Origin of the sequence: Roseomonas acroporae, assembly GCF_023223525.1 — a bacterium.
Lineage (GTDB): Bacteria > Pseudomonadota > Alphaproteobacteria > Acetobacterales > Acetobacteraceae > Roseomonas_E > Roseomonas_E acroporae.
The window spans coordinates 28716-54025 of record NZ_JALPRX010000009.1; the positions used below are offsets into that span (position 1 = coordinate 28716).

Consider the following 25310-nt stretch of genomic DNA (forward strand, 5'->3'; position numbering starts at 1 on the left):
ACGCCGGCGCCAGCATGGACAAGCCTTGCCGCCGGCCGGGGGCGCGCCCCGTTCGATCGCTTCGCTCCGGCTTCTCCGTTCTGGCTTCCTGGCCGGCACGGCCAGGTCTTTCATGGCAAGTCGTATTACCGCGAAAGGATAGACGACGAACGAGTATTTTACAACCATAAGTTGTTTGTAATGTTTCGCTAATCCTGATCTTTAGTTGCGATTCGGTGTCGATCTGCGACCGAAGCGGGCTCCGCCCGGTGGCGCCCCGGTGAGGAGATGCGCCGGTCTCCGGCGCGCCTCCCCCGTCGCGTCAGGCCGCCGGCGTCCCGCCCTGGCGCGCGGCGGGCGGCGCCGAAAGCCGGTAACCCAGCCCCCGCACCGTCTCGATCACCGCGCCCGCCCCCACCTCGTCGAGGCGCTTGCGCAACCGGTGGACGTAGACCTCCACCGCGTTGGCGCCGATGCCGCGCTCGAAGGTGTCCAGCCGCTCCTCCAGCGCCTCCTTGGCCACCGGCCGGGGAGCGGCGCGCAGTAGGCTCTCCAGGATCATCCGCTCGCGGCGCGGCGGGTCGAAGGGCGCGCCGTCGACGGTGATGGCGCGCGAGGCGGGATCGAATTCCATCCGCCCACAATGCACCGAGGTGCCGCCGCGCGCCGTGCGCCGGCGCACCAGCGCGTTCAGCCGCGCCACCAGCTCCTCCATGGCCACCGGCTTGACCACGTAGTCGTCGGCGCCCTTGTTCAGCCCCTCGCAGCGCTCCGGCAGGGCGCCGCGCGCGGTCATCACCAGCACCGGCGGCGCCTCCTCGCGGTCGCGCACCGTGCGGATCAGCTCCAGCCCGTCGCCGTCCGGCAGGCCGCGGTCCAGCACGATGGCGTCGTAGCGGGTGGAGCGGTAGGCCGCCGCCGCCGCGTCGAGGCAGTCCACCACGTCCGGTGCCCAGCCGGCCCGGCGCAGGCCGGTGGCCAGGAGCTGGGCCAGCCTCTCATTGTCTTCCACGAGCAGGAGACGCATCTCGATCTCTCCTGGCCGGTTCCGTGCCGGCCGGTGCTGCCGCCGGGCGGGGCGGCCCGGTCATGCCGCCTGTATGCCATTTCCGGCGCTTCCAGTCCCTGAAGCGCTTCATGGCATGTCGGGATGGCAGGAATGCGGTCGCCCGGGCGCGCCCGGGCCGGCCCCTCCGGACCGACCCCTCCGGGCCGGTCCCACCGGGCCGGTCCGGTCGCGATGCCCGTCCGCGGCGGCCCGTCGGCGCTCACCCGGTCGGGAAGCGCCCCGGCCGCATGTGGCAGGATGATGAAAGGTGTGCCCGGCAAGGTCGCCGGGCCGGCGCGCCGCGCGCCCGGCCGCGGCCGCGCCGGGAAGGCCCGCCGTGCGGGCCGGTGATGAAGGTTGCCCGATGCCGCGCCAGCCACAGCGCTTCCCCCGCACCATGCCGGCCCGCCTCCTCCCGGCCCGGAACTGGGGCGCTCTGCTGCCGCGCACCCTGCTCGCGCGGCTCGCGCTCGCCTTCGCGTCCGTCGCGGTGGCGGCGCTGCTGTTCGGCGGCTGGGTGCTGAACCTGCAGCTCCAGCGCACGGTGCAGGCGGTGCACGAGATGGCGCTGGCCGCCTCGGCCGAGCCGCTGGAGGAGCGGCTGCGCTTCGGCGGCGTCGAGGCGCTGCGCCAGCCCCTGCCGCCGCGCCTCGCCTACCGCTTCGACACCGCCTCGGGCTCGCTGCGCTACGTGGTGCTCGACCCGCAGGGGAAGCTGCTCGCCGCCTCGCCGGGCGCGCAGCCCGCCCTGCCGCGCCTCGACATGCTCGGCCGCCCCGCCGCCACCTTCCTCTCCGACAGCGACATGCCCCGGCTCTGGGGCCTCTCGCGCGAGGTCCGCACGCCCGAGGGGCCGGTGACGCTGCAGGTCGCGCAGGACATGACCAGCGTCTACGTGGTGCTCGACGACGTGCCGCGCGCGGCGCTCGGCCCGGTGATCGCGGTGCTGGTGCTGGGGGCGCTGCTGCTGTTCGGCGTCAACATGGCCTTCGTGCGGCTGCTGCTGACGCCGCTCAACCAGGCCGCCGCCGAGGCCGAGGCGATCGGCCCCAGCGGCATGTTGGCGAGCGGCGTGATGGGCCGTGGCGGCGCGCCGGCGAAGCGGCTCGGCGAGGCGGGCGTGCCGGCCGAGGCGCTGCCGCTGATCCGCGCCGTGAACGGCGCGCTCGACCGGCTGGAGGACGCGCTGGCGCGGCAGCGCGCCTTCAGCCAGGACGTGGCGCACGAGCTGCGCACGCCGCTCGCCATCCTGCTCGGCGAGGTGGAGCTGCTGGACGACGCGGAGACGGCGGCGCGCCTGCGGCACGACGTGGACGGGCTGGTGCGCCTCGTCAACCAGCTCCTGGAGGCGGCCGAGGTCAGCGCCGACGACCGCGTCGTGGAAGGCGAGGCCGATCTCGCCGAGGTCTGCGCCGGCATCGTGGACCGGCTCGCCACGGCCGCCGAGCGGGACGGGAAGGGGCTGGCGCTGGTGGGCGGCGAGGCGCCGCTCTGGGTGCGCGGCGACGCGGACGCGCTGGGCCGGGCCGTGCGCAACCTGGCGGAGAACGCCGTCGGCTACACCGCGCCCGGCACCACGGTCGAGGTGCGCCTCGTCGCCCCCGCCACGGTGGAGGTGGCGGATCGCGGCCCCGGCGTGCCGGAGGCGATGCGCGGGCGGGTGTTCGAGCGGTTCTGGCGCGCCGACCGCAACAGCCGCAGCGGCGCCGGGCTCGGCCTGTCCATCGTCTCGCGGATCGCGGCGACCCATGGCGGCATCGTCTCGGTGCGGGACAACGAGGGCGGCGGCGCGGTGTTCACGCTGGCCCTGCAGCCGGCCCCGCCGCCCGTGGCGGCCGACGAGGAGGCGCCTTTCCCGGTCGGGCCGCGTGCCCGGGCGGCGCCACGGCAGGGCGACCTCGCGCGCCTGCCTTGCGCGGTGCCGGAAGCGGCCACGTCCTGGCGGCGCCCGGGCGGGTGGCCGAGGCGCGGCCCGGTCGCGTGATCCGGCCGGCGGCGCTCGCGGCGCCGCGCGGCCCGCCGGGTCGGCCCCGCCCCCCAGGCGGGCCTTCAGGAGCCGTGGTAGCCGCCCGGTGCCGGCACCGGTGCCCAGGGCGCGCTGACCGGGATCGTAGGGGTTGGTGCGTTCCCCGGCGGGATCAGAGCGGGCGGCGGCCGCCGTGGCGGGCGGGCAGGCGCAGCAGCACGCCCTGCCGCAGCAACAGGCGGCCCGCCTCAGCCGCCAACGGGTGCGCGGCCATGGCGGCATCGGGCGGCAGCCAGCGCAGCAGCACCGCCAGCGCCTCGCGCGCCGGGCCGCGCTGCGCCAGCGCGCAGGAGAGCAGGAGCATCGTCTCCTGGTCCGTCACGCGCGGGTGCAGCAGGCAGGGCCAGGCCACGCGGCCGATCGCGGCCTGCAGCAGCCGGTCCAGCGGTGCCGCCGCCTCGGACACGCCCTCGGCCACGCAGGGCAGGCGCAGCGCGGGCAGCGGGGCGCTGCCGGCCCGACGGGCGGCGGCCCAGAGGCGCGCGACGTCCAGCAGCAGTCGCTCCGCCGGCGGCAGGTCGTCGGTCAGGGTTCCGGACCAGGGCCAGGTCTGGAGGCCGCGGGTTGCCATTCGTCACCTCCTCGACATCGGAGAGACAGGCTAATTGTGATGAGAATGATTCGCAAATAACTTCCGCGGCCGGCCGGGCCCGCTTCGGGGCGGGATGTCGCGCCGGGCGTGCCGGAAGGCGGCCACGCCGGGAAGGCCGCGGCGGGCGGCGCCTCATGCCGGCCGCCCCCGGCGGCCGCCGGCATGCAGGCGGGCCGGCGCGGCGCGCCGGCGGGCCGCCGCGTCGCCGGCCGCCTCGTCCTCCCCGGCGAAGCCGTCCGCCGGGAAGCCGTCGCCATGGGCGCCGGGGTCGCCGGGATCCCCAGGGTCGAACAACGCGTCCGGCGCGGCCTGGAAGCCGTCATCCACTTCCGCCTCGGCCTCGCCCTCCGCTTCCAGCCGTTCCTGCGCGGCGCGCCACACCACGGTCCATTCGCCCGGCCGGCCGCCGCGGCAGCGGCGCAGCGACAGGTGCCAGCGCGGATCGCCGAGCGCGTGCCCACCCCCCGTGCCGGCGCGCGGCTCCACCCGCCAGGCGGTGAGGGCGTTGCCCGATGCCTCCGCCACCTCCGCCGCCCGTCCGCCGCGCGGCTGCAGCAGCAGGCCGAGCGCGCCGCCCGCCTCGGCCGCCTGCTGCAGCCGGCGCGAGGCGGCGGGGTCCACGCCGCGCGCGACCAGCAGGGCGCCGGCCACGGCGGGGCAGCGCAACGCCTCCTCCATCGCCCACAGCCCGTCCGCCGCGCGCGGCGCCCGCACCAGCACGAGGTCGGCCGGCGAGAGGCCGAAGCGCAGCAGGCCGGGCGGCCAGGCATCCGGTTCGTCGGCGATCCACAGCACGCTGCCTCCCCGTGCGGCCCCGGCCGCGGCCGCCGCGCGCGCCAGCAGCAGCGCGCAGAATCCCGTCGCCGCGCCGGGATCGGCGGCGCTCACCGCATGCAGCGCCGCCCGTGCCAGCCCGCCGCCCGGCAGGGCGCGGTCGATCGCCGGGCACAGCGGCACGGTTGCGCCGCGGCGCGCGAGGGCGTTCTCTGCGCCGGCACGCTCCAGCCGCGCGATGCGGCCGCGCAGCGCGGCGAGCAGGGCGGGCCGGTCCATCGGGTCCGGCATGGTGGGGGGCGAAGGGGGCATGGCTTTGTTCCTGTTATGTTCCAGCCGGGACTCCGTCCCGGTCAAGCGTCATGATCGCGCCGCGGCCCGGCGCGGCGCCCCGCGCCCGTCGACGCATGTCGGGGAAGGCCGGCGAGGGCGTTGATCGCGCAGGGTGCGTCCGGCGCCCGCGCCGGGGCGGCAGGTTGGGAAAGACGAGGCGATGCAATCCGATCCGGCATTCCAGGGCGTCGATGACCCCGTGCACGGCACGGCGGACGGATTCGCGGGCGCGGTCGGCAACACGCCGCTGATCCGGCTGCGCCGCGCCTCCGAGGCGACGGGCTGCGAGATCCTCGGCAAGGCCGAGTTCATGAACCCCGGCGGCAGCGTGAAGGACCGTGCCGCGCTCGGCATCATCGAGGACGCGGAGCGGCGCGGCGTGCTCGTCCCCGGCCGGGCGGGGACGGTGGTCGAGGGCACGGCCGGCAACACCGGCATCGGCCTGACGCTGTTCGCCAACGCCCGCGGCTACCGCTCCATCGTGGTGATGCCGGAGACGCAGAGCCGCGAGAAGATCGAGTTCCTGCGCATGATCGGCGCCGACCTGCGCCTCGGCCCGGCGAAGCCCTACGCCGATCCCGGCAACTACGTCCACGTCTCCCGCCGCATCGCCGAGGAGATGGGCGGCGAGGCGGCCGGCGTGGTCTGGGCCAACCAGTTCGACAACCTGGCCAACGCCGCGGCGCACGAGGCGACCACCGGCCCCGAGATCTGGCGCCAGACGCGCGGCCGCGTCGACGCCTTCACCTGCGCCTGCGGCACCGGCGGCACGCTGGCCGGCGCGGCGCGGGCGCTGAAGGCGGCGAGCAAGGGGCGCGTGCGCATCGTGCTCGCGGACCCGATGGGCAGCGCCCTCTATTCCTGGGTGAAGACCGGCGCGCTGAAGGCCGAGGGCAACTCGATCACCGAGGGCATCGGCCAGGCCGCGCGCGTGCCCGGCAACCTGGCCGGCGCGCCGATCGACGACGCCGAGCGGATCCCCGACGCCGAGGCGCTGGAGCAGATCTACGACCTGCTGATCCACGAGGGGCTTTCCGTCGGCGGCTCGGCCGGCATCAACGTCGCCGCCGCGATCCGGGTGGCGCGCGCGCTCGGCCCCGGGCACACCGTCGCGACGGTGCTGTGCGACGGCGGCGCGCGCTACCAGTCGAAGCTGTTCAACCCCGAATTCCTGCGCGGCAAGGGCCTGCCCGTGCCGCCCTGGCTGGCCTGAGCGGAAGGCCATGGAGTTCCTCGAACTCGCCCGCAGCATCCGCGCCCGCGACCCGGCGCGGCCGACCTGGGCCGAGGCGCTGCTCTGCTACGCCGGGCTGCACGCCGTGCTCTGGCACCGGCTCGCGCACTTCCTGTGGGGGCTCGGCCTGCGCGCGCCGGCGCGCTGCGTCTCGCACCTCTCGCGCTGGCTGACGGGGATCGAGATCCACCCCGGCGCCACGCTCGGCCGGCGGCTGTTCATCGACCACGGCATGGGCGTGGTGATCGGCGAGACCGCCGAGGTGGGCGACGACGTGCTGATCTACCACGGCGTCACGCTCGGCGGCCTGTCCGGCCAGCCCGGCAAGCGCCACCCGACGCTGGAGGGCAACGTGGTGGTCGGCGCCGGGGCGCAGGTGCTGGGGCCGATCCGGATCGGCGCCGGGGCGCGGATCGGCGCCAACGCGGTGGTGGTCTCGCCGGTCGCGGCGGGCGAGACGGTGGTCGGCATCCCGGCCCGCCCGCCGCAGGCCGCCGCCGGGCATCGCACCACCGGCTACGGCCTGCCCGACTGCCCGGCCGACCCGGTCGAGGAGGAGATGGCGCGGCTGCGCGAGGAGGTGGCGGCGCTGCGGCGCGAGCTTGCCGCGCTGCGCCCGCCCGCCGCCGGGCTGCGCCGGGCCGAGGGCGTGAAGTAGGGCCGGTCGGCGCCCCGCCGCGCCCTTTCCTCGCGCCCCTGCCGGGGCGCCACGCACGACGCCCCGATGGGTGTGACACGACGGCGCCTCGAAGGGGCGATACGACCCCGCGCCCCGACGGGGTGACACGACCGCGCCTCGAAGGGGTGACACGACCGCGCCTCGAGGGGGCGACACGACCGCGCCCCGAAGGGGCGACAAGTAAGGACACGCCATGCGACGCCACCAGACCGGCCTGATCGCCGCCACCCTCCTGGCCCTCGCCGCGCCGGCCCTCGCTCCCGCGGCACGCGCCCAGGAGCGGCCGCCCCTGACGCCGACGCGCGACGTCGCGGTGACCTACCGCGTCGTCGGCCAGATCCCCGGGCAGCCGGCGGGGGCCGGCCAGGGGCCGCGCGAGATGCGCATGTCCTGGCTGACCGCCGCCGGCAAGCTGCGCATCGAGACCGGCGGTGCCGGCGCGCCCTCCGGCTACATGCTGGTGGACCGGCGCAACAACCGCGCCCTGATGGTGGTGGACCAGCAGCGCATGGTGATGGAACTGCCACAGCAGCAGGTGAACGGCCAGGTGATCCGCTTCGGCGAGCCCAACCCGAACGCCCGCTTCACGCGCGGCGGCAACGAGACCATCGCCGGCCAGGGCTGCACCAACTGGTCCTTCCAGGACAACGAGGGCACCGGCCGCGCCTGCATCACGGCGGACGGGGTCGTGCTGCGCGCCTCCGGCGCGCGCCAGGGCTCGGAGGGGCAGATCGAGGCGGTGCAGGTCGCCTACGGCCCGCAGGACCCGTCGCGCTTCGAGCCGCCCTCCGGCTACCAGGTCCTCAACATGAGCGAGATGCTGCGCAACATGCCGCAGGGCGCCCGGCCGGGCCGCTGAGCGGCGGGCGGCGCGGAGGGCGGCGCATGACCGTCCTGCGCCACGGAACCGCCCGCGCCGCGGCGGGTTGAGGCCGTGTCCATGAACGCGACATTCCCCCCCGGCCTGCACTTGCGCGCGGCCCTCGCCTCGTCCGCCCCGGCGGCCGGAGGCCCGCTCGATCCCGCGTTCGCCCCTCTGGTCGACGCCCCTCTGGTCGACGCCCCTCTGGCCGACGCCCCCGGCGACGCCGTGCGCCGGTTGCTGCCGGCCCTGTCGGCCGGCGCCGAGGCGCTCGACCGCGACGGCGCCTTCCCGGCCGCGGAGCTGGCGCTGCTCGGCGCCGCCGGCCTGCTCGCCGCGCCGCTGCCGGCCACGGCCGGCGGCGCCGGCCTCGGCACCGACCCCGGAACGGCGGTCGAGCTGGCTGAGGTGCTGCGTCTCGTCGGCCGCGCCAACCTGTCGCTCGGCCGACTCTACGAAGGGCACGTCAACACGCTGCGCCTCGTGCACCGGCATGGCGACGCCGCCCAGCGCCGCGCCGCCGCGGCGGATGCGCGCGCCGGCCTGCTCTTCGCCGTCTGGAACACCGACGACGCCGGCGGGCTGCATCTGGAGCCGCTCCCCGATGGCCGCTTCCGGCTGCGCGGCCGCAAGATCCTCTGCTCCGGCGCCGGCTTCGCGGAGCGCGGCCTGGTCACCGCCCGGCTTCCCGGCGCGCCGGAGCGGCAGATGCTGCTGCTGCCGCTCACCCCCGGCGAGCGGGCCGACCTCGCCGCCTGGACCCCCACCGGCATGCGCGCCTCGGCCACCGGCGCCATGGACTTCACCGGCCTGGAGATCGGGCCGGAGTGCCTGATCGGCGGCGCCGGCGACTACGTCCGCGAGCCCGACTTCTCCGCCGGCGCCTGGCGCTTCGCGGCCGTGCATCTCGGCGGCATCGAGGCGCTGGTGGAGGCGCTGCGCGCGCATCTGCGCCGCACCGGCCGCGGCGAGGATCCGCACCAGCTCGCGCGGCTCGGCCTCGCGACCATCGCCGCCGGCACGGCGCGGCTGTGGGTGGAGCAGGCGGCGCGACTTGCCGAGGGACTGCCGGCGGGCACCACGCCCGAGCGCGCCGTGGCCGGGGTGCAGCTCGCCCGCCTCGCCGTGGAGCGCGCGGCGCTGGACGCGCTGGAGTTGGCGCAGCGCTCGATCGGCCTCGGCGCCTTCATGCGCCCGAACCCCGCCGAGCGCATCGCCCGCGACCTTGCCACCTATCTGCGCCAGCCCATGCCCGACCACGTCCTGGCCCAGGCGGCCCGGCATGCCCTGGCTGCGCCCGAGGCGATGGGAGATCTCTGGTGACGCGCCATCCCCGCCCGCCGTCGCCGTGCCGGCCGGTCCGGCCGCCGTCGGGGACACCCGCCGCGCCGCGCCGCGTGCCCTGACATGCTCGCCACCGACTTCCTGCGCGCCGCCGAGCGGCTGCCCTTCGGCCGGCTGAAGGACATCGCCGACGATGCCGGCCTGCTGATCCTGGCCCCGCACCCTGACGACGAGAGCCTCGGCTGCGGCGGGCTGATCGCCGAGGCGTCGCTGCACCGTGTGGCGACGCAGGTGGTGATGGTCTCGGACGGCGCCGGCTCGCACCCGAATTCGCGCCACTGGCCGCCCGCGCGGCTGCGGGCGCTGCGCGAGGCGGAGACCCTGGCGGCGCTGGAGGTGCTCGGCCTGCCGGGCGAATCCGCCTCCTTCCTGCGCCTGCCGGATACCCGCGTGCCGGCCGAGGGGCCGGCGTTCGAGGAGGCCGTCGGTTCGATCCTCGCCGGGCCGGCGCGCGCCGTGCCAGTGGGTGCCGTGCTGACGAGCTGGGGGCACGACCCGCATGGCGACCATCAGGCCACCCACGCCATCGCCGCCGCCGTGGCGCGCCGGTTGGGGGCGCGGCTCTACAGCTACGTGGTCTGGGGCTGGGCCTACCTGCACGACGTGCCGGGCTTCGTGCTCGGCCCGGCGCCGCCGGTGCCCGCGCCGCCGCGCGGCCTCAGGCTCGACATCGCCTGCCACCTCGACGCCAAGCGGCGCGCCGTCGCCGCGCATCTCAGCCAGACCACCGCGCTGATCGACGATGACCCGCAGGGCTTCCGCCTCCGGCCCGAGGCGCTCGCCTTCATGCTGCGGCCCTTCGAGGTCTACCTGGAGGAAACCCCGTGACCGAGGACGACGGAGAGGCCGCCCCGCTGGTGGCCCCGCTGCCATGACCCGCGCCGCCGCCTCGCTGCCCGCCGGCTACTTCGACACGCTCTACGCCCACGACCCCGATCCCTGGGGCTTCGACACGAGCGACTACGAGCGGCGCAAGTACGCGCACACGCTGGCGGTGCTGCGCGACCGCTACGACTCCGCGCTGGAGGTCGGCTGCTCGATCGGCGTGCTGACCGCGCTGCTGGCACCGCGCTGCGGCCACCTGCTGGCGCTGGAGCCGGCGGCGCTGGCCCTCGCCCGGGCGCGGGAGCGCACCGCGGCCTTCCCGCAGGTCGCGCTGCGCCAGGCCATGGTGCCGGCGGAATGGCCGGTCCCGCCGGCGGGCCACGACCTGATCCTGCTCTCCGAGGTGCTGTACTTCCTCGATCGCGACGACCTCGACCGCCTCGCGCTGCTGGTCGCCGCCGCGCTGCGGCCGGGCGCCGACCTGCTGCTGGTCCACTGGACCGGGGAGACCGACTACCCGCTTTCCGGCGACGAGGCGGTGGAGCGCCTCATCGCCACCGTGGTCGCGGCGGGGCAGGGCGTCATGCGAGTCCTGCGACGGGAGCGGCGTCCGGAATACCGGCTGGATCTGCTTCGCCGGGAGCCCCGGCCCGCCGACGCCCGTCGCGGCGGGTCCTGAGCCGCGACACCATCGCCGCCGCCCGCCGCGTCTCCGCCGCCAGCGTCTCCGGCGGCACCGGCCGGCGCGGCGAGAGCACGGGGCTCGCCAGCTCCACCGCCTCGCACACCGTCCCGAAGCGCGGGCCGTCGAGCAGCCGGGCGAGGTCCGCCGCCGGCAGGCCCAGCCGCCGCGCCAGCCGTCCCAGCGCGCCGTCCGGCGCCACCCGGCCCGCCCCCCACAGCCGGCGCAGCGCGGCGCGCGCGCGATGGCGGCGCCAGGCGTCGCGCGCCGGCTCCAGCCGGTCGTCGAGCGGCGACTCGGAGACGGCGATGCGCCGGCGCATCGTGTCGGCCATGCCGCCCGTCGCGCGACCCTCCAGCCGGCAGGAAACCTCCACCGAGACCTCGGGCGCGTGCCGCAGCCGCGCGTCGATGCGGCGCAGCGCCGCGCAGAGAGCGCGGTCCTCGCCGATCGGCAGCGGCGGCACCCCGCCCACGCGGCGCCAGGCGTCGAGGGTGAGGGCGATGCTCGCGCCCGGCTCGCAGTCGTGCCGGGGCCAGGGGTCCCAGGGCACCGGGTCGAGCCGTGCCGCCAGCTCGTCGAGCAGGGCGGCATAGTCCTCCTCCCGCGCCCCACGCTCGCGCACGCAGGGCGGCAGCACCGCCGCATGCTCCGCCGGATCCACGGTGACGGCGCCGAGCACCGCGTCCGCCCCCGCCGCCAGCGCCGCGAGGCTGTTCGACACCCAGCCCGGCGCCGGGCGGCCATCGGCATCGGTCGTCAGCAGCACGGCATCCGATGGCGGCCGGCCATCCGCCGCGCCGCGCGCCAGCCACTCGGCCGCCGCTTCCATGGCCAGGCGCCGCGCCCAGCCGGCATGCGCGTGCGGCGTCGCCAGCGTCAGGTCGAGCAGCAGCAGCGGGAAGGGCAGGGCGGGGGCCAGCGCCCGGCAGATCGCCACCGTGGCGTCGGTGGTGTTGTTGGCCAGCACCACCACGCCGAAGCTGCCGGGCGGCAGCGGCGCGTCGCCATCCGCCCCGGTCTGGCCGGCCAGGGCGGCGAGGCAGTCGCCGATCGTCTCCGCCTCGTTGCGGGCCGGGATGGCGACCACCGCGCGCGGCACCGGGCCGGGGGGCAGCGGGCCGAGGGGCGCCAGGGTGGGCGGCGCCAGGGGCGGCTCCGAGGGGGGCGGCTCCGGGACGGACGGATCGGCATCGGGCCGGCCGGATCCGGGCAGGACCGGCGGGGACGGTGCGGGCGGGGGTGCGCTCATCTTGGCCTTGTCGTGTGACGGTGCCGCGTGGCGGCCGGGCAAGAACGCCGCGCCCCCGCGCCTGTTGCGTGACGGGTGCGTCATCGCGCCCCCGCCGCCGCGCCGGCCGCGCGCGGCCGCCCATGGGCCCTCCGCCGCCCCCGGGGGCTTCCTTCCCGGCGCGCGGCGCGCCACATCGGCGCCCATGCGACGACGTCTCCTGCTGCTATCGCCCGCCCTGCTGGCCGCCCCGGCCCCGCTCCGCCCCGCCCTGGCGCAGCGCGCGCCCGGCGGCGGCGCACCCGGGGCGGCCGCTCCCGGCGCCACGCCGGGCGTGCCCCTCGCCGGCGCCGCCCGCGACGCGGCGCTCCAGCGCGTCGAGGCCTACCTGAACGGGCTGGTCTCGCTGAAGGCGCGCTTCCTGCAGATCGCCTACAACGGCGCGGCGGCCGAGGGCACCGCCTGGATCGTGCGCCCCGGCAAGATGCGCTTCGAGTACGACCCGCCCGAGCCGCTGCTGATGGTCGCGAGCCACGGCCAGTTCTTCTACTACGACCGCGAGCTGGCGCAGCCGACCACGGTGCCGGTCAACTCCACCCCGCTTGGCATCCTGCTGCGCGCCAACCTGCGTCTCTCGGGCGACATCACCGTCTCGCAGGTCACGCGCGACTCCAGCGTGCTGCGCGTCACCCTCTACCGGACCGCGAGTCCCGGCGAGGGCCGGCTGACCCTGGTCTTCAGCGAGAACCCGATGGAGCTGAAGCAGTGGGCGGTGCTCGACGCGCAGGGGCGCGAGACCCGCGTCAGCCTGAGCCAGACGCAGGTGGGCGGCCGCTTCGACGACTTCCTGTTCGAGTTCAACGATCCTCGCTTCCAGGAGGAGCTGCGCGGCCGGCGCTGAGCGGCGCGCGGGCCCGGCGAGGGGGCACGCCCGCCGCTTGTGCAACTGCCCACAGGGCGTGCGGACGGCATGCCGGGCATGACCCCGGCGCGGGCGGTTCTTCGCGTCGGCGGCGAAAGCGGTGTTGATTGCAGCGCCGTGACGCGCGACCTTGTGACACGACATGCGCCCGATCATTGGCATCTCCTGCTGCATGAAGGGGTTCGGCGCCTTCAACACGCCGAACCACGCCGCTTCCGACACCTACATCCGGGCGGTGCTCGGCCCGGTGGGCGGCGTTCCGGTGCTGATCCCGGCGGCCGGCGAGTGCGTCGTGCTGGATCTGCTGGCCCATCTCGACGGGCTGATCCTGACCGGCAGCCGCTCCAACGTGCATCCCACGCTCTACGAGGGCCCGCCCCACGCCGAGGGCACGCCGGAGGACGTGGCGCGCGATTCCACCACCATGCCGCTGATCCGCGCCGCGGTGGATCGCGGCCTGCCCGTGCTCGCCATCTGCCGCGGCCTGCAGGAGATGAACGTCGCGCTCGGCGGCTCGCTCGACCAGCGCATCCAGGACCTGCCGGACCGGATGGACCACTCGACGCCGACCGAGCAGGCGCTGCCGCAGGTCCGCACCGGCAAGGCGCACACGGTGCGCCTGGCGCCGGGCAGCCCGTTGGCGCTGATCGCCGCCCAGGCCGGTGCCGTCCAGGGGCGCGGCGCGGGCGGCGGCCAGCCCGCCTCGGCGCATGACCCCGTCCCGTTCGACGTCCAGCCGGTCACGCGGCTGGGCCCGGCCGGGGGAGGCACCGGCGGAGCGGCCGGGGGGGCGTCGGGTGGGCATGCGCCGGCTCCGGGGGCGGCGGGCGGCACCCCGCTCAGCATTCCGGTCAACTCGCTGCACAACCAGGGCATCGCGCGCCTCGCCCCGCGCCTGACCGCCGAGGGCTGGGCGCCGGACGGCACCATCGAGGCGGTGCGCGTCACCGAGGCCCGCGGCTTCGCCCTTGGCGTCCAGTGGCACCCGGAGTATGACTGGCAGAGCGATCCGGTCAGCCGCGCCCTGCTCGTGGCCTTCGGCCGGGAGGCTGCCGGCTGGGCCTCGCGCCGCCTCCTGGCGTCTGCCGCCGAGTAGCCTTCCGCGGCACTCCGGCCCACGATTGCCCCGCCGTCACGCACTTCACGGTTACGTGAGTGAACTTGGGCTCCGCGGGATTCCGCCAATCCACCCCTGACTCGCCTTTTGCATGACGTGGCGCCGAGGACTACAATGTCCTCGCCGGGGCAAACCCCGGTGGCCGACGCCGGTATCCCCTGCCGGCTCGCCCGACCAATCACTAAAGACTTCCGATCGGAAAATCAGCGTGTTGCGCCCGGTCACCCCCCTGACCGGGCGCTTCTTTTCGTGCCTGCCGGTTCCCGTGGGCCCGGCAGGCGCGCGGCCCGGGCCGCGCCGCATCCCGCCGGGGCGGATTACGCCATCCGTGGAAATGCTCTAGACCTCGCCGCCACGGCCGCCCGCCGGAGGCGCCGCCAGAGTCATCCTTCCGCCCGCCCTGCTCAGGAGCCTGCCGCGCGATGTCGGACTACGTGATCGCCCCGCCCGTGATCCCCGCCGTGCCGGTGGCCGGCACCAGCCAGATGTTCCCGGTGCGCCGCATCTTCTGCGTCGGCCGCAACTACGCCGACCACGCGATCGAGATGGGCAGCGACCCGAACCGCGAGCCGCCCTTCTACTTCACCAAGCCCGCCGACGCCGTGCTGGTGGACGGCGCCGACATGCCCTACCCGACGCAGACCAGGTCCCTGCACCACGAGATGGAGCTGGTGGTGGCGATCGGCTCGGCCGGCGCCGACATCCCCGAGGCGGAGGCGCTGAAGCACGTCTTCGGCTACTGCGCCGGCCTCGACATGACGCGCCGCGACCTGCAGGACGTCGCCAAGCAGACCCGCCGGCCCTGGGACATGAGCAAGGGCTTCGACTACTCGGCGCCGCTCGGCACCATGGTCCGCGCCGAGGGCGTGAACCCCGGCAAGGGGAAGATCGAGCTGAAGGTGAACGGCGCGGTGCGGCAGACCGGCGACCTCGCACAGATGATCTGGTCGGTGCCGGAGATCGTCGCCAACCTCTCGCGCCTCGTCCGCCTCGCCCCCGGCGACCTCATCATGACCGGCACCCCGGCCGGCGTCGCCGCCGTGGAGAAGGGCGACCTGCTGGAAGGCGTCGTCGAGGGTGTCGGCACGGTGAGCGTCCGCATCGTCTGAGCGCCGCCCCTCCCATGGCCTTCCGCTGACGGGCGGCGCGACCATGCCGCTCGAACAGGGCACGCTGCGCGTCGCCACCTGGAACATCAATTCGGTCCGGCTGCGCCAGGGGCTGCTGGCGACGCTCGTCCACGACCTCGACCCGGACGTGCTCTGCCTGCAGGAGACCAAGTGCCCGGACGAGCTGTTCCCCGAGGCCGCCGCCGAGGCGCTGGGCTACGCCCATCGCGCGGTGCGTGGCATGAAGGGCTACAACGGCGTCGCCATCCTCTCGCGCCTGCCCTTCCGGGTGCGCCACGACGACCCGGACTGGTGCGGGCGCGGCGACTGCCGCCACCTCGGCGTCGATCTCGCCCTGCCGGATGGCGGCACGCTGGAACTGCACGACTTCTACGTCCCCGCCGGCGGCGACGTGGCGGACCGCGACGCCAACCCGAAATTCGCCCACAAGCTCGACTTCCTGGCCGAGATCACCGCCTGGCAGGCGGCGCGCGGCGCGGCGCGGCGCGCCATGCTGGTGGGCGACCTCAACATCGCGCCCCTCGACTGCGACGTCTGGAGCCACACCCAGCTCCTCGACGTGGTGTCGCACACCCCGGTCGAGGTGGCGGCGCTCTCGGCCTGGCAGCAGGCCGGCGCCTGGGTGGACGCGGTGCGCCACTTCGTGCCGCCGCCCGAGAAGCTCTACACGTGGTGGTCCTACCGGGCGAAGGACTGGGCGGCCTCCGACCGGGGGCGGCGGCTGGACCATGTCTGGGTCAGCGGCGACCTCGCCGGCGCGCTGCGCCGCCACGTCGTGCACCGGCCGGCGCGCAGCTGGGAGCGCGGTTCCGACCATGTGCCAGTGCTGGTGGAACTGGCCCTGTAGCTGCGCCACGCCAGCCGGGAGGCCGCAGCTTCCGCTTCCATTGCCGCGTGTAATCGATACGACACTCATGTGGTCCGGTTGCACGGCAAGGAACAGGATGCGTAAAACGGCTGTAAATCGTAGACTACATTCCGGAGGCGCGTCTGCCGGGTTACCACCCCTCGCGGCGGCCATCCTCCATGCCGTCGCGCCGCCCGGACGCGACGCGTGGCATCGAGACCGGTCCGGGCGGCGCCATGGTTCCGAAAGAGCGGGAGGCGATCCGATGCGGTTCATGCCGGAGGCGTCGGCATCACGGCCTGCGGCGCTCCGCAGCCCGGTCCGGCCCGCGGACCCCCGCGGATCCCTGTTTCCGCCGCGGCTCCACGTCACCGGGCGGTTCCCCTCCCGGGGAAGCTGTCCCTTGTCGGTCCGCCCTGGCGGCACGGCCGCGCCTGCCGCTCCCGACCTGACCCGGCCGCTGCCGGGCCATGTCTGACCGTCAGGTCGAGGCCGGCATGCCGGACAAGCCGTCACGACCGCCGACCGGCATGCGCGTCGGCTTCGATCGGCTCGACGCGCTGACGCCGCGCACCCTTGTCGCGCAGGCGGTCGAGGCGATCCTGGGCGCGGTGGCGCTGGGCCAGTTCCTTCCCGGCGACCGGCTGGTCGAGTCGGAGATCGCCCGCCGCCTCGGCATCAGCCGCGTGCCGGTGCGCGAGGCGCTGCGGCTGCTGGAGAGCCAGGGCATCGTGCACAACGAGCCCTTCAAGGGCATGCGGCTGATGAACGTGACCAGCCGCGACTGCCGCGAGATGGTGGTGATCGCGCGCGAGTTCGTGCATCTCGCGGTGCGCACCGCCATGGCGAAGCCGGCCGTTCCCGACCGCTGGGAGGGGGTGCGGCGGAGCGTGGAGGCATTGCGCAGCACGGCGCCCGATCCGCACTCGCTGTTCCTGGCGCAGAGCGAGGTGATGCAGCAGATCTACCTGGCCGCCGACAACCGGCTGCTGAGCACCATGGCGCTGGCGCTGCGGGCACGCTTCTCGGTCTATGCCAGCCTGCTGACGACGCCCGAGCGGCTGCTGGCGCGCCAGCCCTATCTCGAGACGCTGGTGGCCTGCATCGAGGCGGGCGACGCGGCGAGCGTGGCGCGCTCGGTGGCCAAGTATTTCGACCCCGACACCGTGCCCGACGTGGAGGCGTTGCTGGCCGAGGCGCGGCGCCGTCAGAAGCGGCGGAAGGACGATCCGGAATAGAGCCGCTCCGGCCCGACCGTGTCGGGCCGGAACGGCTCCAGCCTTCTCCGGCGCACTGTCCGGGCCGCCCGGCGCTGGAAGCGCCTCGTCGTCGAGCGCCTTCCGTCGCCCGAGTTGTCGTTCGCCGGCGATCGGGGCTACCCTCCGCTCCGCCGACGCCGTGGCCACGCCGCCACGGCGCGCCTCCCGGGAAACGCCGCACACCGGCGCCGCCGATCCATCCGGATCGGCGCGACGCAAGGGGTGCGCCATATGACTGGCCCGAGCCGCCGTTCCTTCCTCTCCCGCGTCGCGGCAGGGGCCGCCCTGCCGCTTGCCGGCATGGCGGCCAGGCCCGCCCACGCCGAGGCGACCTTTCCCGATCGTCCCGTCACCATCGTCATGCCGGTCGCCCCCGGCGGCCCGGCCGACGTGCTCGGCCGGCCGCTGGCGCAGAGGCTGACGGCGGCGCTCGGCCAGCCGGTGGTGGTGGAGACGCGGCCCGGCGCCGGCGGCACGATCGGCCTCGACTACGCGGCGCGGCAGAAGCCGGACGGGCACACGCTGGTGCTGGCCAGCAACAGCACCTACAGCATCGCCCCGCACCTCTACCGCCTGCCCTACGACAACGACCGGGCCTTCACGCCCATCGCGCTGCTCGCCGCCGCGCCGAGCTTCCTGATGGTGCACCGGAGCGTGCCGGCCACGACGCTCGCCGAATTCGTCGCGCTGCTGCAGCGCGAGCCGGGCCAGCGCACCTACGCCAGCGCCGGCATCGGCTTCACCAGCCACCTCGCCACCGAGCTGTTCATGGACCGCACCGGCACGCGCATGCTGCACGTGCCCTATCGCGGCGGCGCGCCGGCGGCGCAGGCGCTGCTGGCGGGCGAGGTGGACATGGATTTCGTCGAGGCCTCCACCGCCCGGCCGCTGCTGGCCAGCGACCGCGTGCGCGCCCTCGCCGTCACCAGCCGCGAGCGCATCGCCCTCGCCTCCGACGTGCCGACGCTGGACGAGGCCGGCGTGCCCGGCTTCGAGAGCGCCACCTGGTGGGCGATGCTCGCCCCTGCCGGCGTGCCGCAGCCGGTGATCGACAGGATCGCCGGGCTCGTGCTGGACTACGAGCGCCGGCCGGAGACGCGCGCCGCCGTGGCGGCGGCCGGCTTCATCCCCGTCGCCGGCGACGCGGCCGAATTCGAGCGGCACAAGGCGGCCGACACGGCGCTCTGGGGCGGGATCATCCGCAGCCGCAACATCCAGCTCGCCGGCTGACGGCAGGACGGAAGGGAGAAGACGCCATGCACGACACGGTCATACGCGGGGGTACCATCGTCGATGGCACCGGCGCGCCGGCCTTCACCGGCGACCTCGCCATCGACGGCGACCGCATCACCGCGGTGGGCGGCAAGGCCGGCCCCGCCCGGCGTGACATCCCGGCGGAAGGCCGCCTGGTCACGCCCGGCTGGGTCGATGTGCACACCCACTATGACGGGCAGGCGACCTGGGACCCGGTGCTCGCCCCCTCCTCCTGGCACGGCGCCACCACCATCCTGCTCGGCAATTGCGGCGTCGGCTTCGCGCCCGTGCGCAAGCGCGACCACCAGGCGCTGATCGACCTGATGGAGGGCGTCGAGGACATCCCCGGCATCGCCCTCGCCGAGGGGCTGAAGTGGGACTGGGAGAGCTTCCCCGAATATCTCGACGCGCTCTCCCGCCTGCCGCGCACCATCGACGTCGGCGCCCAGATCGCGCACCACCCGCTGCGTGTCTACGTGATGGGCGAGCGCGCGATCCGGCGCGAGAACGCGACGGCCGAGGACATCGCCGAGATGTCGCGCCTCACCGAGGAGGCGGTCCGCGCCGGCGCCTTCGGCTTCACCACCTCGCGCACCGACCAGCACAAGACCTATGCCGGCGAGCTGGTGCCGGGCCGCTACGCCGAGGAGGAGGAGCTGGTGGCGCTCGGCGAGGCGCTGGGCCGGGCCGGGCGCGGCACCTTCGGCATGCTGAGCGACTTCGAGGACGAGGCGGCGGAATTCGGCTGGATGAGCCGCATCGCCGAGCGCACGAAGCTGCCGCTCTGGTTCCTGCTCACCGACCGCTCCGCCGATCCGGACCGCTGGAAGCGGCTGATGGCCGGGGTGCGCGAGGCCCGCGCGCGCGGCCTCGCCATCTCGGCGCAGGTGGCGGGGCGGCCGGTCGGGCTGATCCTCGGCCTGACCACCTCGCTCAACCCCTTCGCGCTGCGCGAATCCTTCAACGAGCTGGCGCGTCTGCCCGCCGCCGAGCAGCTCCGCCGCCTGCGCGACCCGGCGATGAAGCGCGCCATCCTCGCCGAGGAGGCCTCGCCGCGCCTGCTCGACGTGCTGCCGCCGCTCTCGCGCCAGATCGCCACGCGCTGGGACCGCATGTACGTGCTGGGCGACCCGCCCGACTACGAGCCGGCGCCGGAGCGCAGCATCGCTTACATGGCGCAGAAGGCCGGCGTGACCCCCGCCGAGTGCTGCTACGACTACCTCACCGGCGGCGACGGCGGCCGGATGCTGTACTTCCCCGTCTCCAACTACGTCCATGGCGACCTGGAGGTGGTGCGGTCGCTGGTGACGGACCCGCACACCGTGCTCGGCCTCTCGGATGGCGGCGCGCATTGCGGCGTGATCTGCGACGCCTCGCTCAACACCTTCATGCTGACGCACTGGGTGCGCGACCGGACGCGCGGCGAGCGCCTGCCGCTGGAATTCGTGGTGAAGCGGCAGACCTCGGAGACGGCCGACTTCTTCGGCATGCACGACCGCGGCCGGCTGCGGCCGGGGATGAAGGCGGACGTCAACGTGATCGACTTCGAGGGGCTGCGCATGCACCACCCGGAGATGCGCTACGACCTGCCCGCCGGCGGGCGGCGGCTGGTGCAGCGCGTCGAGGGGTACGACATGACCATGGTCTCGGGCGTGCCGGTGTTCGAGCGCGGCGAGGAGACGGGGGCGAAGCCGGGGCGGCTGGTGCGCGCGGGGGCGTAGGGGCGGGGGCTCGCGCCCCCTTGCCAAGGAGGGCTCTGCCCTCCTTGGGTATCCTCCCGCCAAAGGGCGAAGCCCCTTTGGAAACCCCGTTTGAAAGAGACGGCCCGGCTGTCTCAACGTCCCGAACCCAAACGAATAGAGGTGCAGGAGGGCCTCGCCCTCCTGCCGGATGGGGTCCGGGGAAGGCAGAGCCTTCCCCGAACTGCCGCCCGCGTCAAACCACCGCCGTCAACGGCTCCTTCCCCGCGAAGAACGCCGCGAGGTTCGCCACCACCAGCTCGCCCATCGCGGTGCGCGTCTCCACCGTGGCGCTGGCGCGGTGCGGCTGCAGCACCACGTTCTCCATCGACCACAGGGCCTCCGGCGTGCGCGGCTCGTCCGCGAACACGTCGAGTGCCGCGCCGCCGAGGCGCTTCTCCGTCAGCGCCGCGACCAGCGCCTTCTCGTCCACCACGCTGCCGCGCGCGATGTTCACCAGCAGCCCGTCCGGCCCCAGCGCGTCCATCACCGCGGCATCGACGATGCCGCGCGACTGCGCCCCGCCCGAGGCCGCCACCATCAGGATCTCCGACCACGCCGCCAGCCCGGCCAGCGAGTCGATGTACCGGTAGGGCACGCCGTCGAAGGCGCGGATGTCGTGGTAGGCGATCTCCATGTCGAACGCCTCGGCGCGACGCGCGATGGCACGGCCGATGCGCCCGAGGCCGAGGATGCCGAGCCGCTTCCCGCTCGCCTTGCGCGCCAGCGGCAGCCCTTCCTTGCCCCACTTCCCCGCCCGCACGTAGCGGTCGCCGGTGCAGAGGCCGCGGCAGCCGGCGAGCAGCAGCGCCATGCCGAGATCGGCCACGTCGTCGGTCAGCACGTCGGGCGTGGTGGTGACGCGGATGCCGCGCCGCTTCGCCTCGGCGAGATCGACCGCGTCCGTGCCGATGCCATTGATGGCGACGATGCCGAGATGGGGCAGCGCGTCCATGATCGGGCGCGGGATGCCGGCACCGCCGCCGGTGGCGACGCCGCGCACCTCGGGCGCCACGCGCGCGATCATGGCGTCGCGCCCGGGGCCGGCGGGGGGCAGGCGGTGGACCTGGTAGGCGGCGTCGAGCTTCGCCTCGATGGGAGCCATCATCGGCTCGATCAGGATGATCTGCGGCTTCATGCGACTTGGCCTTTCTTCTGGTGGCCGGTGCCGGGGCGCTGCCCCGGACCCCCCAAGGGGCGCTGCCCCTTGGAACCCCGCCAAAGGGCGAAGCCCCTTTGGAAACCCCATTGGGAAAGGGGCCTTGCGGGGTCGGGCGGCGGGTCAATGAAATGAAACGGGGTGTTCCAGGGGGGCTTCGCCCCCTGGCGGGGTGTGGGGCGGCGCCCCAACGGGGGTCCCGGGGGCAGCGCCCCCGGTCCCGGTTCACGCCACCGAGGTCTCCACCGCCCCCATCCCCGCGAATTCCGCGCGTATCCGCGCCGGCACCGCCGACAGGATGCAGCCGCTCATCGAGCCCGTGGTAACCACCTGCCCCCGGCGCAGCCCGCCGAGCCGCGCGGCGCCGCCATCGGCGAGCCAGCGCAACATGCGCACCGGGTCGCCGGCCGAATTGCCGCCCACGCCCTCGTGGATGACCACCCCGTTCACCGTCACCCGCACCGGCTGCGCCACCGGCACGATGCGCCGCCAGTCCTCGACGGCGGGGCCGAGGATCAGCGCCCCGTGCCCGCCCTGGTCGGCGAGGTGGCTGAGCCGGTCCGCCCGGCCCCAGCCCTCGTGGCGCGTATCGGCGATCTCGATCGCCGGGTGCAGGCTGGCGACGGCGTCGAGCACCTCCGCGTCGGTGTAGGGCGCCTCGCGCGGCGGCAGGTCGCGGCCGAGCAGGTAGGCGATCTCCGCCTCCACCCCCACCACCTGGAAGCGGTCGGCCGCCCAGGGCGTGTCGTCGAGGCGGATGGTGGCCGCGTGCAGCGGCGAGGCGAAGGGCTCGCTCGCCGGCGTCTGCGCGCCGACCTTCCAGCCGGCGACCGGGCCGAGGCGCGCGGCGACCAGGTCCTGGATGGCGTAGGCCTCCGCCTCGCTGCGTGGCGCCGTCCCTTCGGGCAGGGCGGGCAGGAAGCGGCGCGTGGCGCGCGCCTCCAGCAGCGCCGCGGCGGCGCGTTCGGCCCGCGCCGGGGAGGCGCCTTCGGGCCGCGCCGGGGAGGCGCCTTCGGCCCGCGCCGGGGAGGCGTGTTCGGCGTTGCCGGTCATGCGTCGAGCCTCGCCATCGCGTTGCGGGCGCGCTCGGTGATCGCGGCCCAGTTGCCGGCCTTCACCTCGGCCGAGGGGGCGAGCCAGGAGCCGCCGACGGCGACCACGTTGGGCTCGGCCAGGTAGTCCTTCACCTCGCCCTCGGCGATGCCGCCGGTGGGGCAGAAGCGCGCCTCGGGGAAGGGGCCGCCGAGGGCGCGCAGCATGCCGATGCCGCCCGTCTGCTTCGCCGGGAACAGCTTCACCGTGGCGAAGCCGCGCGACATCGCCAGCATCAGCTCCGAGGCGGTGCCGACGCCGGGGACGAAGGCGATGCGGGCATCCAGCGCCGCGTCCAGCAGCGCGGGCGTGGCGCCCGGGCTGAAGGCGAAGCGCAGGCCGAGCTTCCTCACCAGCGCCACGTCCTCCCGCGTCAGCACCGTGCCGAGGCCGACCAGCGCCTCCGGCACCTCGCGCGCGATGGCGGCGGCGGCGTCGGCGCCGGCCGGGGTGCGCAGCGTCACCTCCAGCATGCGTACGCCGCCGGCGACCAGGGCGCGCGCCAGCGGCACGGCGACCTCGACGCTCGGGATGGTGAGCACCGGCACCAGCCGCGCCCTGCGCAGCATCTCGGTGACGGAGGGGGCGGTCTCGGTCATGGGGCCTCCGGGGGAAGCGGGGTCGCGGTTCGGGAGTGGGGCGGCATCTCGTGCGGCATGGCCGCGCCCGGGTCGGACGGATGTGGCGCCGCCGTGCGGGGGCCGAACAGGTCCGGCATCGCCGCGCGGGGAATGATGGCACCGGGATGCCGCACCACCACCCCGGCCAGCGCGTGCCCGGCGCGTGCCGCCGCCTCGGGCGGCTCGCCACGCAGCCGCGCCGCGAGGTAGCCGGCGGCGAAGCTGTCGCCGGCGGCGGTGGTGTCCACCGGGCTCGGGTCCGGCGCGGTCGGCACCGGCACCGCGCGATCGCCGTCGAGGACGAGGCAGCCGGGCTCGGCCAGCTTCACCACCGCCTCCGCCACCCCGGCCGCGCGCAGCCGCGCCGCCAGCGGCGCCGGGCCGTCATCGCCGTGCAGCAGCAGGTTGTCCTCGACGCCGGCCAGCACCGTGTCGGCCAGACGGATCATGCGGTCGTACACGGCGCGCGCCACGGCGGGGTCCGGCCAGCCGCGCGGGCGGAAATTGGTGTCGAACACCACCCGGCCGCCCCGTGCGCGCGTCGTTGCCAGCGTCGCGAACAGGCGTTCGCGCCCGGCCTCGTCGTAGAGCGAGAGGGTGATGCCGGAGAGGTAGGCCACCGCCGCCCCGGCCAGCGCCCGCTCCACCACCGGCGTCTCCGGCAGGGCGAAGAGCTGCCGCGCCGGGGCGCTGTCGCGCCAGTAGGAGAAGCGCCGCTCGCCGGCCGGGTCGGTCTGGATCAGGTAGAGCCCCGGCAGCCGGCCGGGCACGCGCAGCACGTGGTCCGTGCCGATGCCCTCCTCCCGCCACGCCGCCAGCATCGCCGCGCTGAACGGGTCGTCTCCCAGCGCCGTCACGTATTCCACCGGGGCGCCGAGCCGCGCGAGATAGAGCGCCGTGTTCAGCGTGTCGCCGCCGAAGCCGCGCGAGAGCAGCCCGTCCGGCCGCTCGCGCAGCTCCATCATGCACTCGCCGAGGCAGGCGACGCGGCGGGGCGCCGGTTCCTTCACGTCGGGGTCGCTCATCTCGGCTCGGCATCCTCCAGCGCGGCGCCCAACGTGCCGTCGCGACCGGGCGCGCCACTGGGCGCGCCACCGGGTGGGGCGCCGCAGGAGCCGCGGATCACGAGATGGGTCGGCAGCACCACACTCTCGCGCGGCCGGGCCGGGTCGTCGATCCGCCGCAGAAGCAGCCGTGCCGCCACCTCGCCCACCTCGCGCGGATGCGTCGCGACGGTGGTCAGCGGCGGCCGGCTCAGCGGCGCCTCGGGCACGTCGTCCACGCCGATCACCGCGAAGCCCTCGCCCGCCCGCAGCCCGCGCGACTCCAGCCCCAGCATGGCGCCGAAGGCCACGATGTCGTTGAAGCACACCGCCGCCGTCGGCGCGTCGGCACGATCGAGCAGCGCCGCCACCGCCTCGGCGCCGTCGCGCCGGGTCAGCGGCACGCGCAGCACCAGGTCGCCGGGCAGGCCGTGCCGGCGCAGCGCGGCGAGGAAGCCGGCATGGCGCTCGCGCGTCGCCGAGTGCCGCAGCGCGCCGCCGATCATGGCGATGCGCCGGTGGCCGAGCCGGATCAGGTGCTCCGTCGCCTGGTCGATGCCGCGCTCGTAGTCGGCGCCGGCATAGTCGCCGCCCGGGAGGGCGCCGGCGGGGGCATTGGCATGGGCGCCGTCGGCGACGCCCACATGGCGCAGCGCCTGCACGCAGGGCAGCCGCCATTCCTCGCGCAGCCGCGCGACCAGCGCCGGCGGCGTGCCGGTGGCGGGGCAGAGCACCACGCCGTCCACGTTCTGCTCGCGCATGCGTCGCAGGAAGCGTTCCTGGCGTGCCGCATCCTCGCCGGTGCTGGCGAGGAAGGCGACGCTGCCGGCCGCGTCCAGCGTCTCCTGCACGCCCATGGCCAGCTCGGCGAAGAACGGGTTGGTGAGGTCGGTGACGAGCAGGCCGATGGTGTGGCTGCGCCGCGCCCGCAGCATCGCGGCGCCGCGGTTGTAGACGTAGCCGAGGGCCGAGACGGCTTCCTGCACCCGGGCGCGCGTCGTTTCCGCGACGAGGCTGCTGCCGCGCAGCACCAGCGAGGCGGTGGCGCGCGAGACGCCGGCGGCCTCGGCGACGTGGTTCAGCGTGACGCGCGAGGCGGGCGGCATCGCCGCCGCGGCGGCATCCCGGCCTTCCGCCTTGCGTCGCGGGCTGGGGTTGCGGCCGCCACTCGCCACCTGTCCGTGTCCTCCGTCGCGCGCCGGACGCTCGCCCAGCGCCATGTGTTGGACCGATCTAAACCGACCTTGCCGATGAAGGCAAGGGTGCGAAGCGACGACGCATTCGCCGAGACGCCTTGTCGCATCGCAACATAGTGGATTTCGCCTGCCGTCGCGACGGTGCCGCGCCGCGCCATGGGCGGCCATAAAGCCGCTTGCAATTTGGATCGGTCCAATATACCCCGATGCCCGGCGCCCCGTCGGGCGGGGCGCCCGGCACGCGGGGCTACCGGCGGCCGCACGGGGAAACGGATCGGGAGCGGCGAACGCCATGCCGAAACGGGCCATGCCGGAATCGGGGC

At 75.4% G+C, this 25310-nt stretch carries 23 protein-coding genes; 14 read left to right on the forward strand and 9 right to left on the reverse strand.

Annotation, left to right across the window (positions count from 1 at the left end; genetic code table 11):
• Positions 1 to 301: 301 nt before the first annotated feature.
• Positions 302 to 1006, reverse strand: coding sequence for a response regulator (locus M0638_RS03075; RefSeq protein WP_248665490.1), 705 nt, complete (start codon positions 1004 to 1006; stop codon positions 302 to 304).
• Positions 1007 to 1391: 385 nt separating this feature from the next.
• Here M0638_RS03075 and M0638_RS03080 point away from each other — a divergent pair, with 385 nt between their 5' ends.
• Positions 1392 to 3011 carry a sensor histidine kinase gene (locus M0638_RS03080; RefSeq protein WP_248665491.1) on the forward strand — a complete coding sequence of 540 codons (1620 nt, stop codon included), beginning with the start codon at positions 1392 to 1394 and terminating at the stop codon, positions 3009 to 3011.
• 154 nt (positions 3012 to 3165) lie between these two features.
• Here M0638_RS03080 and M0638_RS03085 read toward each other — a convergent pair whose 3' ends face one another.
• Complete coding sequence (locus M0638_RS03085; RefSeq protein WP_248665492.1) at positions 3166 to 3624, reverse strand: hypothetical protein; 459 nt, start codon at positions 3622 to 3624, stop codon at positions 3166 to 3168.
• A gap of 153 nt (positions 3625 to 3777) precedes the next feature.
• Positions 3778 to 4731 carry an ImuA family protein gene (locus M0638_RS03090; protein WP_248665493.1) on the reverse strand — a complete coding sequence of 318 codons (954 nt, stop codon included), beginning with the start codon at positions 4729 to 4731 and terminating at the stop codon, positions 3778 to 3780.
• 181 nt (positions 4732 to 4912) lie between these two features.
• Here M0638_RS03090 and M0638_RS03095 point away from each other — a divergent pair, with 181 nt between their 5' ends.
• From M0638_RS03095 to M0638_RS03120, 6 genes are all read left to right on the forward strand, one after another.
• The gene (locus M0638_RS03095; protein ID WP_248665494.1) at positions 4913 to 5965 is read left to right on the forward strand and encodes a cysteine synthase A; all 1053 of its coding nucleotides are present in this window, start codon (positions 4913 to 4915) and stop codon (positions 5963 to 5965) included.
• Positions 5966 to 5975: 10 nt separating this feature from the next.
• Positions 5976 to 6644 carry a serine O-acetyltransferase gene (gene cysE, locus M0638_RS03100; protein ID WP_248665495.1) on the forward strand — a complete coding sequence of 223 codons (669 nt, stop codon included), beginning with the start codon at positions 5976 to 5978 and terminating at the stop codon, positions 6642 to 6644.
• A 214-nt stretch (positions 6645 to 6858) separates the two neighbouring features.
• Complete coding sequence (locus tag M0638_RS03105; RefSeq protein ID WP_248665496.1) at positions 6859 to 7524, forward strand: DUF4412 domain-containing protein; 666 nt, start codon at positions 6859 to 6861, stop codon at positions 7522 to 7524.
• Positions 7525 to 7605: 81 nt separating this feature from the next.
• A complete protein-coding gene (locus tag M0638_RS03110) occupies positions 7606 to 8850 on the forward strand; it encodes an acyl-CoA dehydrogenase family protein (RefSeq protein ID WP_248665497.1) in 1245 nt (414 codons plus the stop codon).
• Between the two features lie 84 nt (positions 8851 to 8934).
• A complete protein-coding gene (locus M0638_RS03115) occupies positions 8935 to 9699 on the forward strand; it encodes a PIG-L deacetylase family protein (RefSeq protein ID WP_248665498.1) in 765 nt (254 codons plus the stop codon).
• 43 nt (positions 9700 to 9742) lie between these two features.
• The gene (locus tag M0638_RS03120) at positions 9743 to 10375 is read left to right on the forward strand and encodes an SAM-dependent methyltransferase (RefSeq protein WP_248665499.1); all 633 of its coding nucleotides are present in this window, start codon (positions 9743 to 9745) and stop codon (positions 10373 to 10375) included.
• On the opposite strand, the gene M0638_RS03125 is transcribed toward M0638_RS03120, so the two are convergent.
• Complete coding sequence (locus M0638_RS03125) at positions 10278 to 11630, reverse strand: glycosyltransferase (protein ID WP_248665500.1); 1353 nt, start codon at positions 11628 to 11630, stop codon at positions 10278 to 10280. The two genes, M0638_RS03120 and M0638_RS03125, sit on opposite strands and share 98 nt — an antisense overlap.
• A gap of 184 nt (positions 11631 to 11814) precedes the next feature.
• Between M0638_RS03125 and M0638_RS03130 the strand changes: the two genes are divergently transcribed.
• The 7 genes from M0638_RS03130 to M0638_RS03160 all read left to right on the forward strand — a co-directional run bounded on the left by M0638_RS03130 (position 11815) and on the right by M0638_RS03160 (position 19859).
• Positions 11815 to 12510 carry a LolA family protein gene (locus M0638_RS03130; RefSeq protein ID WP_248665501.1) on the forward strand — a complete coding sequence of 232 codons (696 nt, stop codon included), beginning with the start codon at positions 11815 to 11817 and terminating at the stop codon, positions 12508 to 12510.
• Between the two features lie 163 nt (positions 12511 to 12673).
• Positions 12674 to 13627, forward strand: a complete 954-nt coding sequence (locus M0638_RS03135; RefSeq protein ID WP_248665502.1) for a gamma-glutamyl-gamma-aminobutyrate hydrolase family protein — start codon at positions 12674 to 12676, stop codon at positions 13625 to 13627.
• Positions 13628 to 14070: 443 nt separating this feature from the next.
• A complete protein-coding gene (locus tag M0638_RS03140) occupies positions 14071 to 14757 on the forward strand; it encodes a fumarylacetoacetate hydrolase family protein (RefSeq protein WP_248665503.1) in 687 nt (228 codons plus the stop codon).
• A 43-nt stretch (positions 14758 to 14800) separates the two neighbouring features.
• Positions 14801 to 15625 (forward strand): exodeoxyribonuclease III, encoded by an 825-nt coding sequence (locus M0638_RS03145; RefSeq protein WP_248665504.1) that lies wholly within the window; start codon positions 14801 to 14803, stop codon positions 15623 to 15625.
• Between the two features lie 470 nt (positions 15626 to 16095).
• A complete protein-coding gene (locus M0638_RS03150; RefSeq protein WP_248665505.1) occupies positions 16096 to 16863 on the forward strand; it encodes a GntR family transcriptional regulator in 768 nt (255 codons plus the stop codon).
• 252 nt (positions 16864 to 17115) lie between these two features.
• Positions 17116 to 18114: a Bug family tripartite tricarboxylate transporter substrate binding protein gene (locus M0638_RS03155; protein ID WP_248665506.1), complete on the forward strand. Its 999-nt coding sequence runs from the start codon at positions 17116 to 17118 to the stop codon at positions 18112 to 18114.
• A 26-nt stretch (positions 18115 to 18140) separates the two neighbouring features.
• Positions 18141 to 19859 (forward strand): N-acyl-D-amino-acid deacylase family protein, encoded by a 1719-nt coding sequence (locus tag M0638_RS03160; protein WP_248665507.1) that lies wholly within the window; start codon positions 18141 to 18143, stop codon positions 19857 to 19859.
• 214 nt (positions 19860 to 20073) lie between these two features.
• Here the strand turns inward: M0638_RS03160 and M0638_RS03165 are convergent, their stop codons facing one another.
• From M0638_RS03165 to M0638_RS03185, 5 genes are all read right to left on the reverse strand, one after another.
• Entirely contained in the window at positions 20074 to 21015 is a 942-nt protein-coding gene (locus M0638_RS03165) for a 2-hydroxyacid dehydrogenase (RefSeq protein WP_248665508.1), read from the reverse strand.
• Positions 21016 to 21261: 246 nt separating this feature from the next.
• Positions 21262 to 22089, reverse strand: coding sequence for a 2-keto-4-pentenoate hydratase (locus M0638_RS03170; protein WP_248665509.1), 828 nt, complete (start codon positions 22087 to 22089; stop codon positions 21262 to 21264).
• Positions 22086 to 22727 carry a bifunctional 4-hydroxy-2-oxoglutarate aldolase/2-dehydro-3-deoxy-phosphogluconate aldolase gene (eda, locus tag M0638_RS03175; RefSeq protein WP_248665510.1) on the reverse strand — a complete coding sequence of 214 codons (642 nt, stop codon included), beginning with the start codon at positions 22725 to 22727 and terminating at the stop codon, positions 22086 to 22088. Before eda ends, M0638_RS03170 begins: the two co-directional genes overlap by 4 nt.
• On the reverse strand, positions 22724 to 23773 hold the full coding sequence (locus M0638_RS03180) for a sugar kinase (RefSeq protein ID WP_248665511.1): 1050 nt from the start codon (positions 23771 to 23773) through the stop codon (positions 22724 to 22726). Before M0638_RS03180 ends, eda begins: the two co-directional genes overlap by 4 nt.
• Complete coding sequence (locus M0638_RS03185; protein ID WP_248665512.1) at positions 23770 to 24966, reverse strand: LacI family DNA-binding transcriptional regulator; 1197 nt, start codon at positions 24964 to 24966, stop codon at positions 23770 to 23772. The genes M0638_RS03180 and M0638_RS03185 overlap by 4 nt, the downstream gene beginning before the upstream one ends.
• Positions 24967 to 25310 lie beyond the last annotated feature (344 nt).

Bases quoted from the DNA above. Each gene is read 5' to 3' on its own strand.
- M0638_RS03095 (WP_248665494.1), top strand. From the start codon at position 4,913: ATGCAATCCGATCCGGCATTCCAGGGCGTCGATGACCCCGTGCACGGC.
- M0638_RS03150 (WP_248665505.1), top strand. From the start codon at position 16,096: ATGTCTGACCGTCAGGTCGAGGCCGGCATGCCGGACAAGCCGTCACGA.
- eda (WP_248665510.1), bottom strand. From the start codon at position 22,727: ATGACCGAGACCGCCCCCTCCGTCACCGAGATGCTGCGCAGGGCGCGG.
- M0638_RS03110 (WP_248665497.1), top strand. From the start codon at position 7,606: ATGAACGCGACATTCCCCCCCGGCCTGCACTTGCGCGCGGCCCTCGCC.
- M0638_RS03120 (WP_248665499.1), top strand. From the start codon at position 9,743: ATGACCCGCGCCGCCGCCTCGCTGCCCGCCGGCTACTTCGACACGCTC.
- M0638_RS03085 (WP_248665492.1), bottom strand. From the start codon at position 3,624: ATGGCAACCCGCGGCCTCCAGACCTGGCCCTGGTCCGGAACCCTGACC.
- M0638_RS03140 (WP_248665503.1), top strand. From the start codon at position 14,071: ATGTCGGACTACGTGATCGCCCCGCCCGTGATCCCCGCCGTGCCGGTG.
- M0638_RS03160 (WP_248665507.1), top strand. From the start codon at position 18,141: ATGCACGACACGGTCATACGCGGGGGTACCATCGTCGATGGCACCGGC.
- cysE (WP_248665495.1), top strand. From the start codon at position 5,976: ATGGAGTTCCTCGAACTCGCCCGCAGCATCCGCGCCCGCGACCCGGCG.
- M0638_RS03115 (WP_248665498.1), top strand. From the start codon at position 8,935: ATGCTCGCCACCGACTTCCTGCGCGCCGCCGAGCGGCTGCCCTTCGGC.
- M0638_RS03170 (WP_248665509.1), bottom strand. From the start codon at position 22,089: ATGACCGGCAACGCCGAACACGCCTCCCCGGCGCGGGCCGAAGGCGCC.
- M0638_RS03145 (WP_248665504.1), top strand. From the start codon at position 14,801: ATGCCGCTCGAACAGGGCACGCTGCGCGTCGCCACCTGGAACATCAAT.
- M0638_RS03180 (WP_248665511.1), bottom strand. From the start codon at position 23,773: ATGAGCGACCCCGACGTGAAGGAACCGGCGCCCCGCCGCGTCGCCTGC.
- M0638_RS03090 (WP_248665493.1), bottom strand. From the start codon at position 4,731: ATGCCCCCTTCGCCCCCCACCATGCCGGACCCGATGGACCGGCCCGCC.
- M0638_RS03165 (WP_248665508.1), bottom strand. From the start codon at position 21,015: ATGAAGCCGCAGATCATCCTGATCGAGCCGATGATGGCTCCCATCGAG.
- M0638_RS03125 (WP_248665500.1), bottom strand. From the start codon at position 11,630: ATGAGCGCACCCCCGCCCGCACCGTCCCCGCCGGTCCTGCCCGGATCC.
- M0638_RS03080 (WP_248665491.1), top strand. From the start codon at position 1,392: ATGCCGCGCCAGCCACAGCGCTTCCCCCGCACCATGCCGGCCCGCCTC.
- M0638_RS03075 (WP_248665490.1), bottom strand. From the start codon at position 1,006: ATGCGTCTCCTGCTCGTGGAAGACAATGAGAGGCTGGCCCAGCTCCTG.
- M0638_RS03155 (WP_248665506.1), top strand. From the start codon at position 17,116: ATGACTGGCCCGAGCCGCCGTTCCTTCCTCTCCCGCGTCGCGGCAGGG.
- M0638_RS03105 (WP_248665496.1), top strand. From the start codon at position 6,859: ATGCGACGCCACCAGACCGGCCTGATCGCCGCCACCCTCCTGGCCCTC.
- M0638_RS03135 (WP_248665502.1), top strand. From the start codon at position 12,674: ATGCGCCCGATCATTGGCATCTCCTGCTGCATGAAGGGGTTCGGCGCC.
- M0638_RS03130 (WP_248665501.1), top strand. From the start codon at position 11,815: ATGCGACGACGTCTCCTGCTGCTATCGCCCGCCCTGCTGGCCGCCCCG.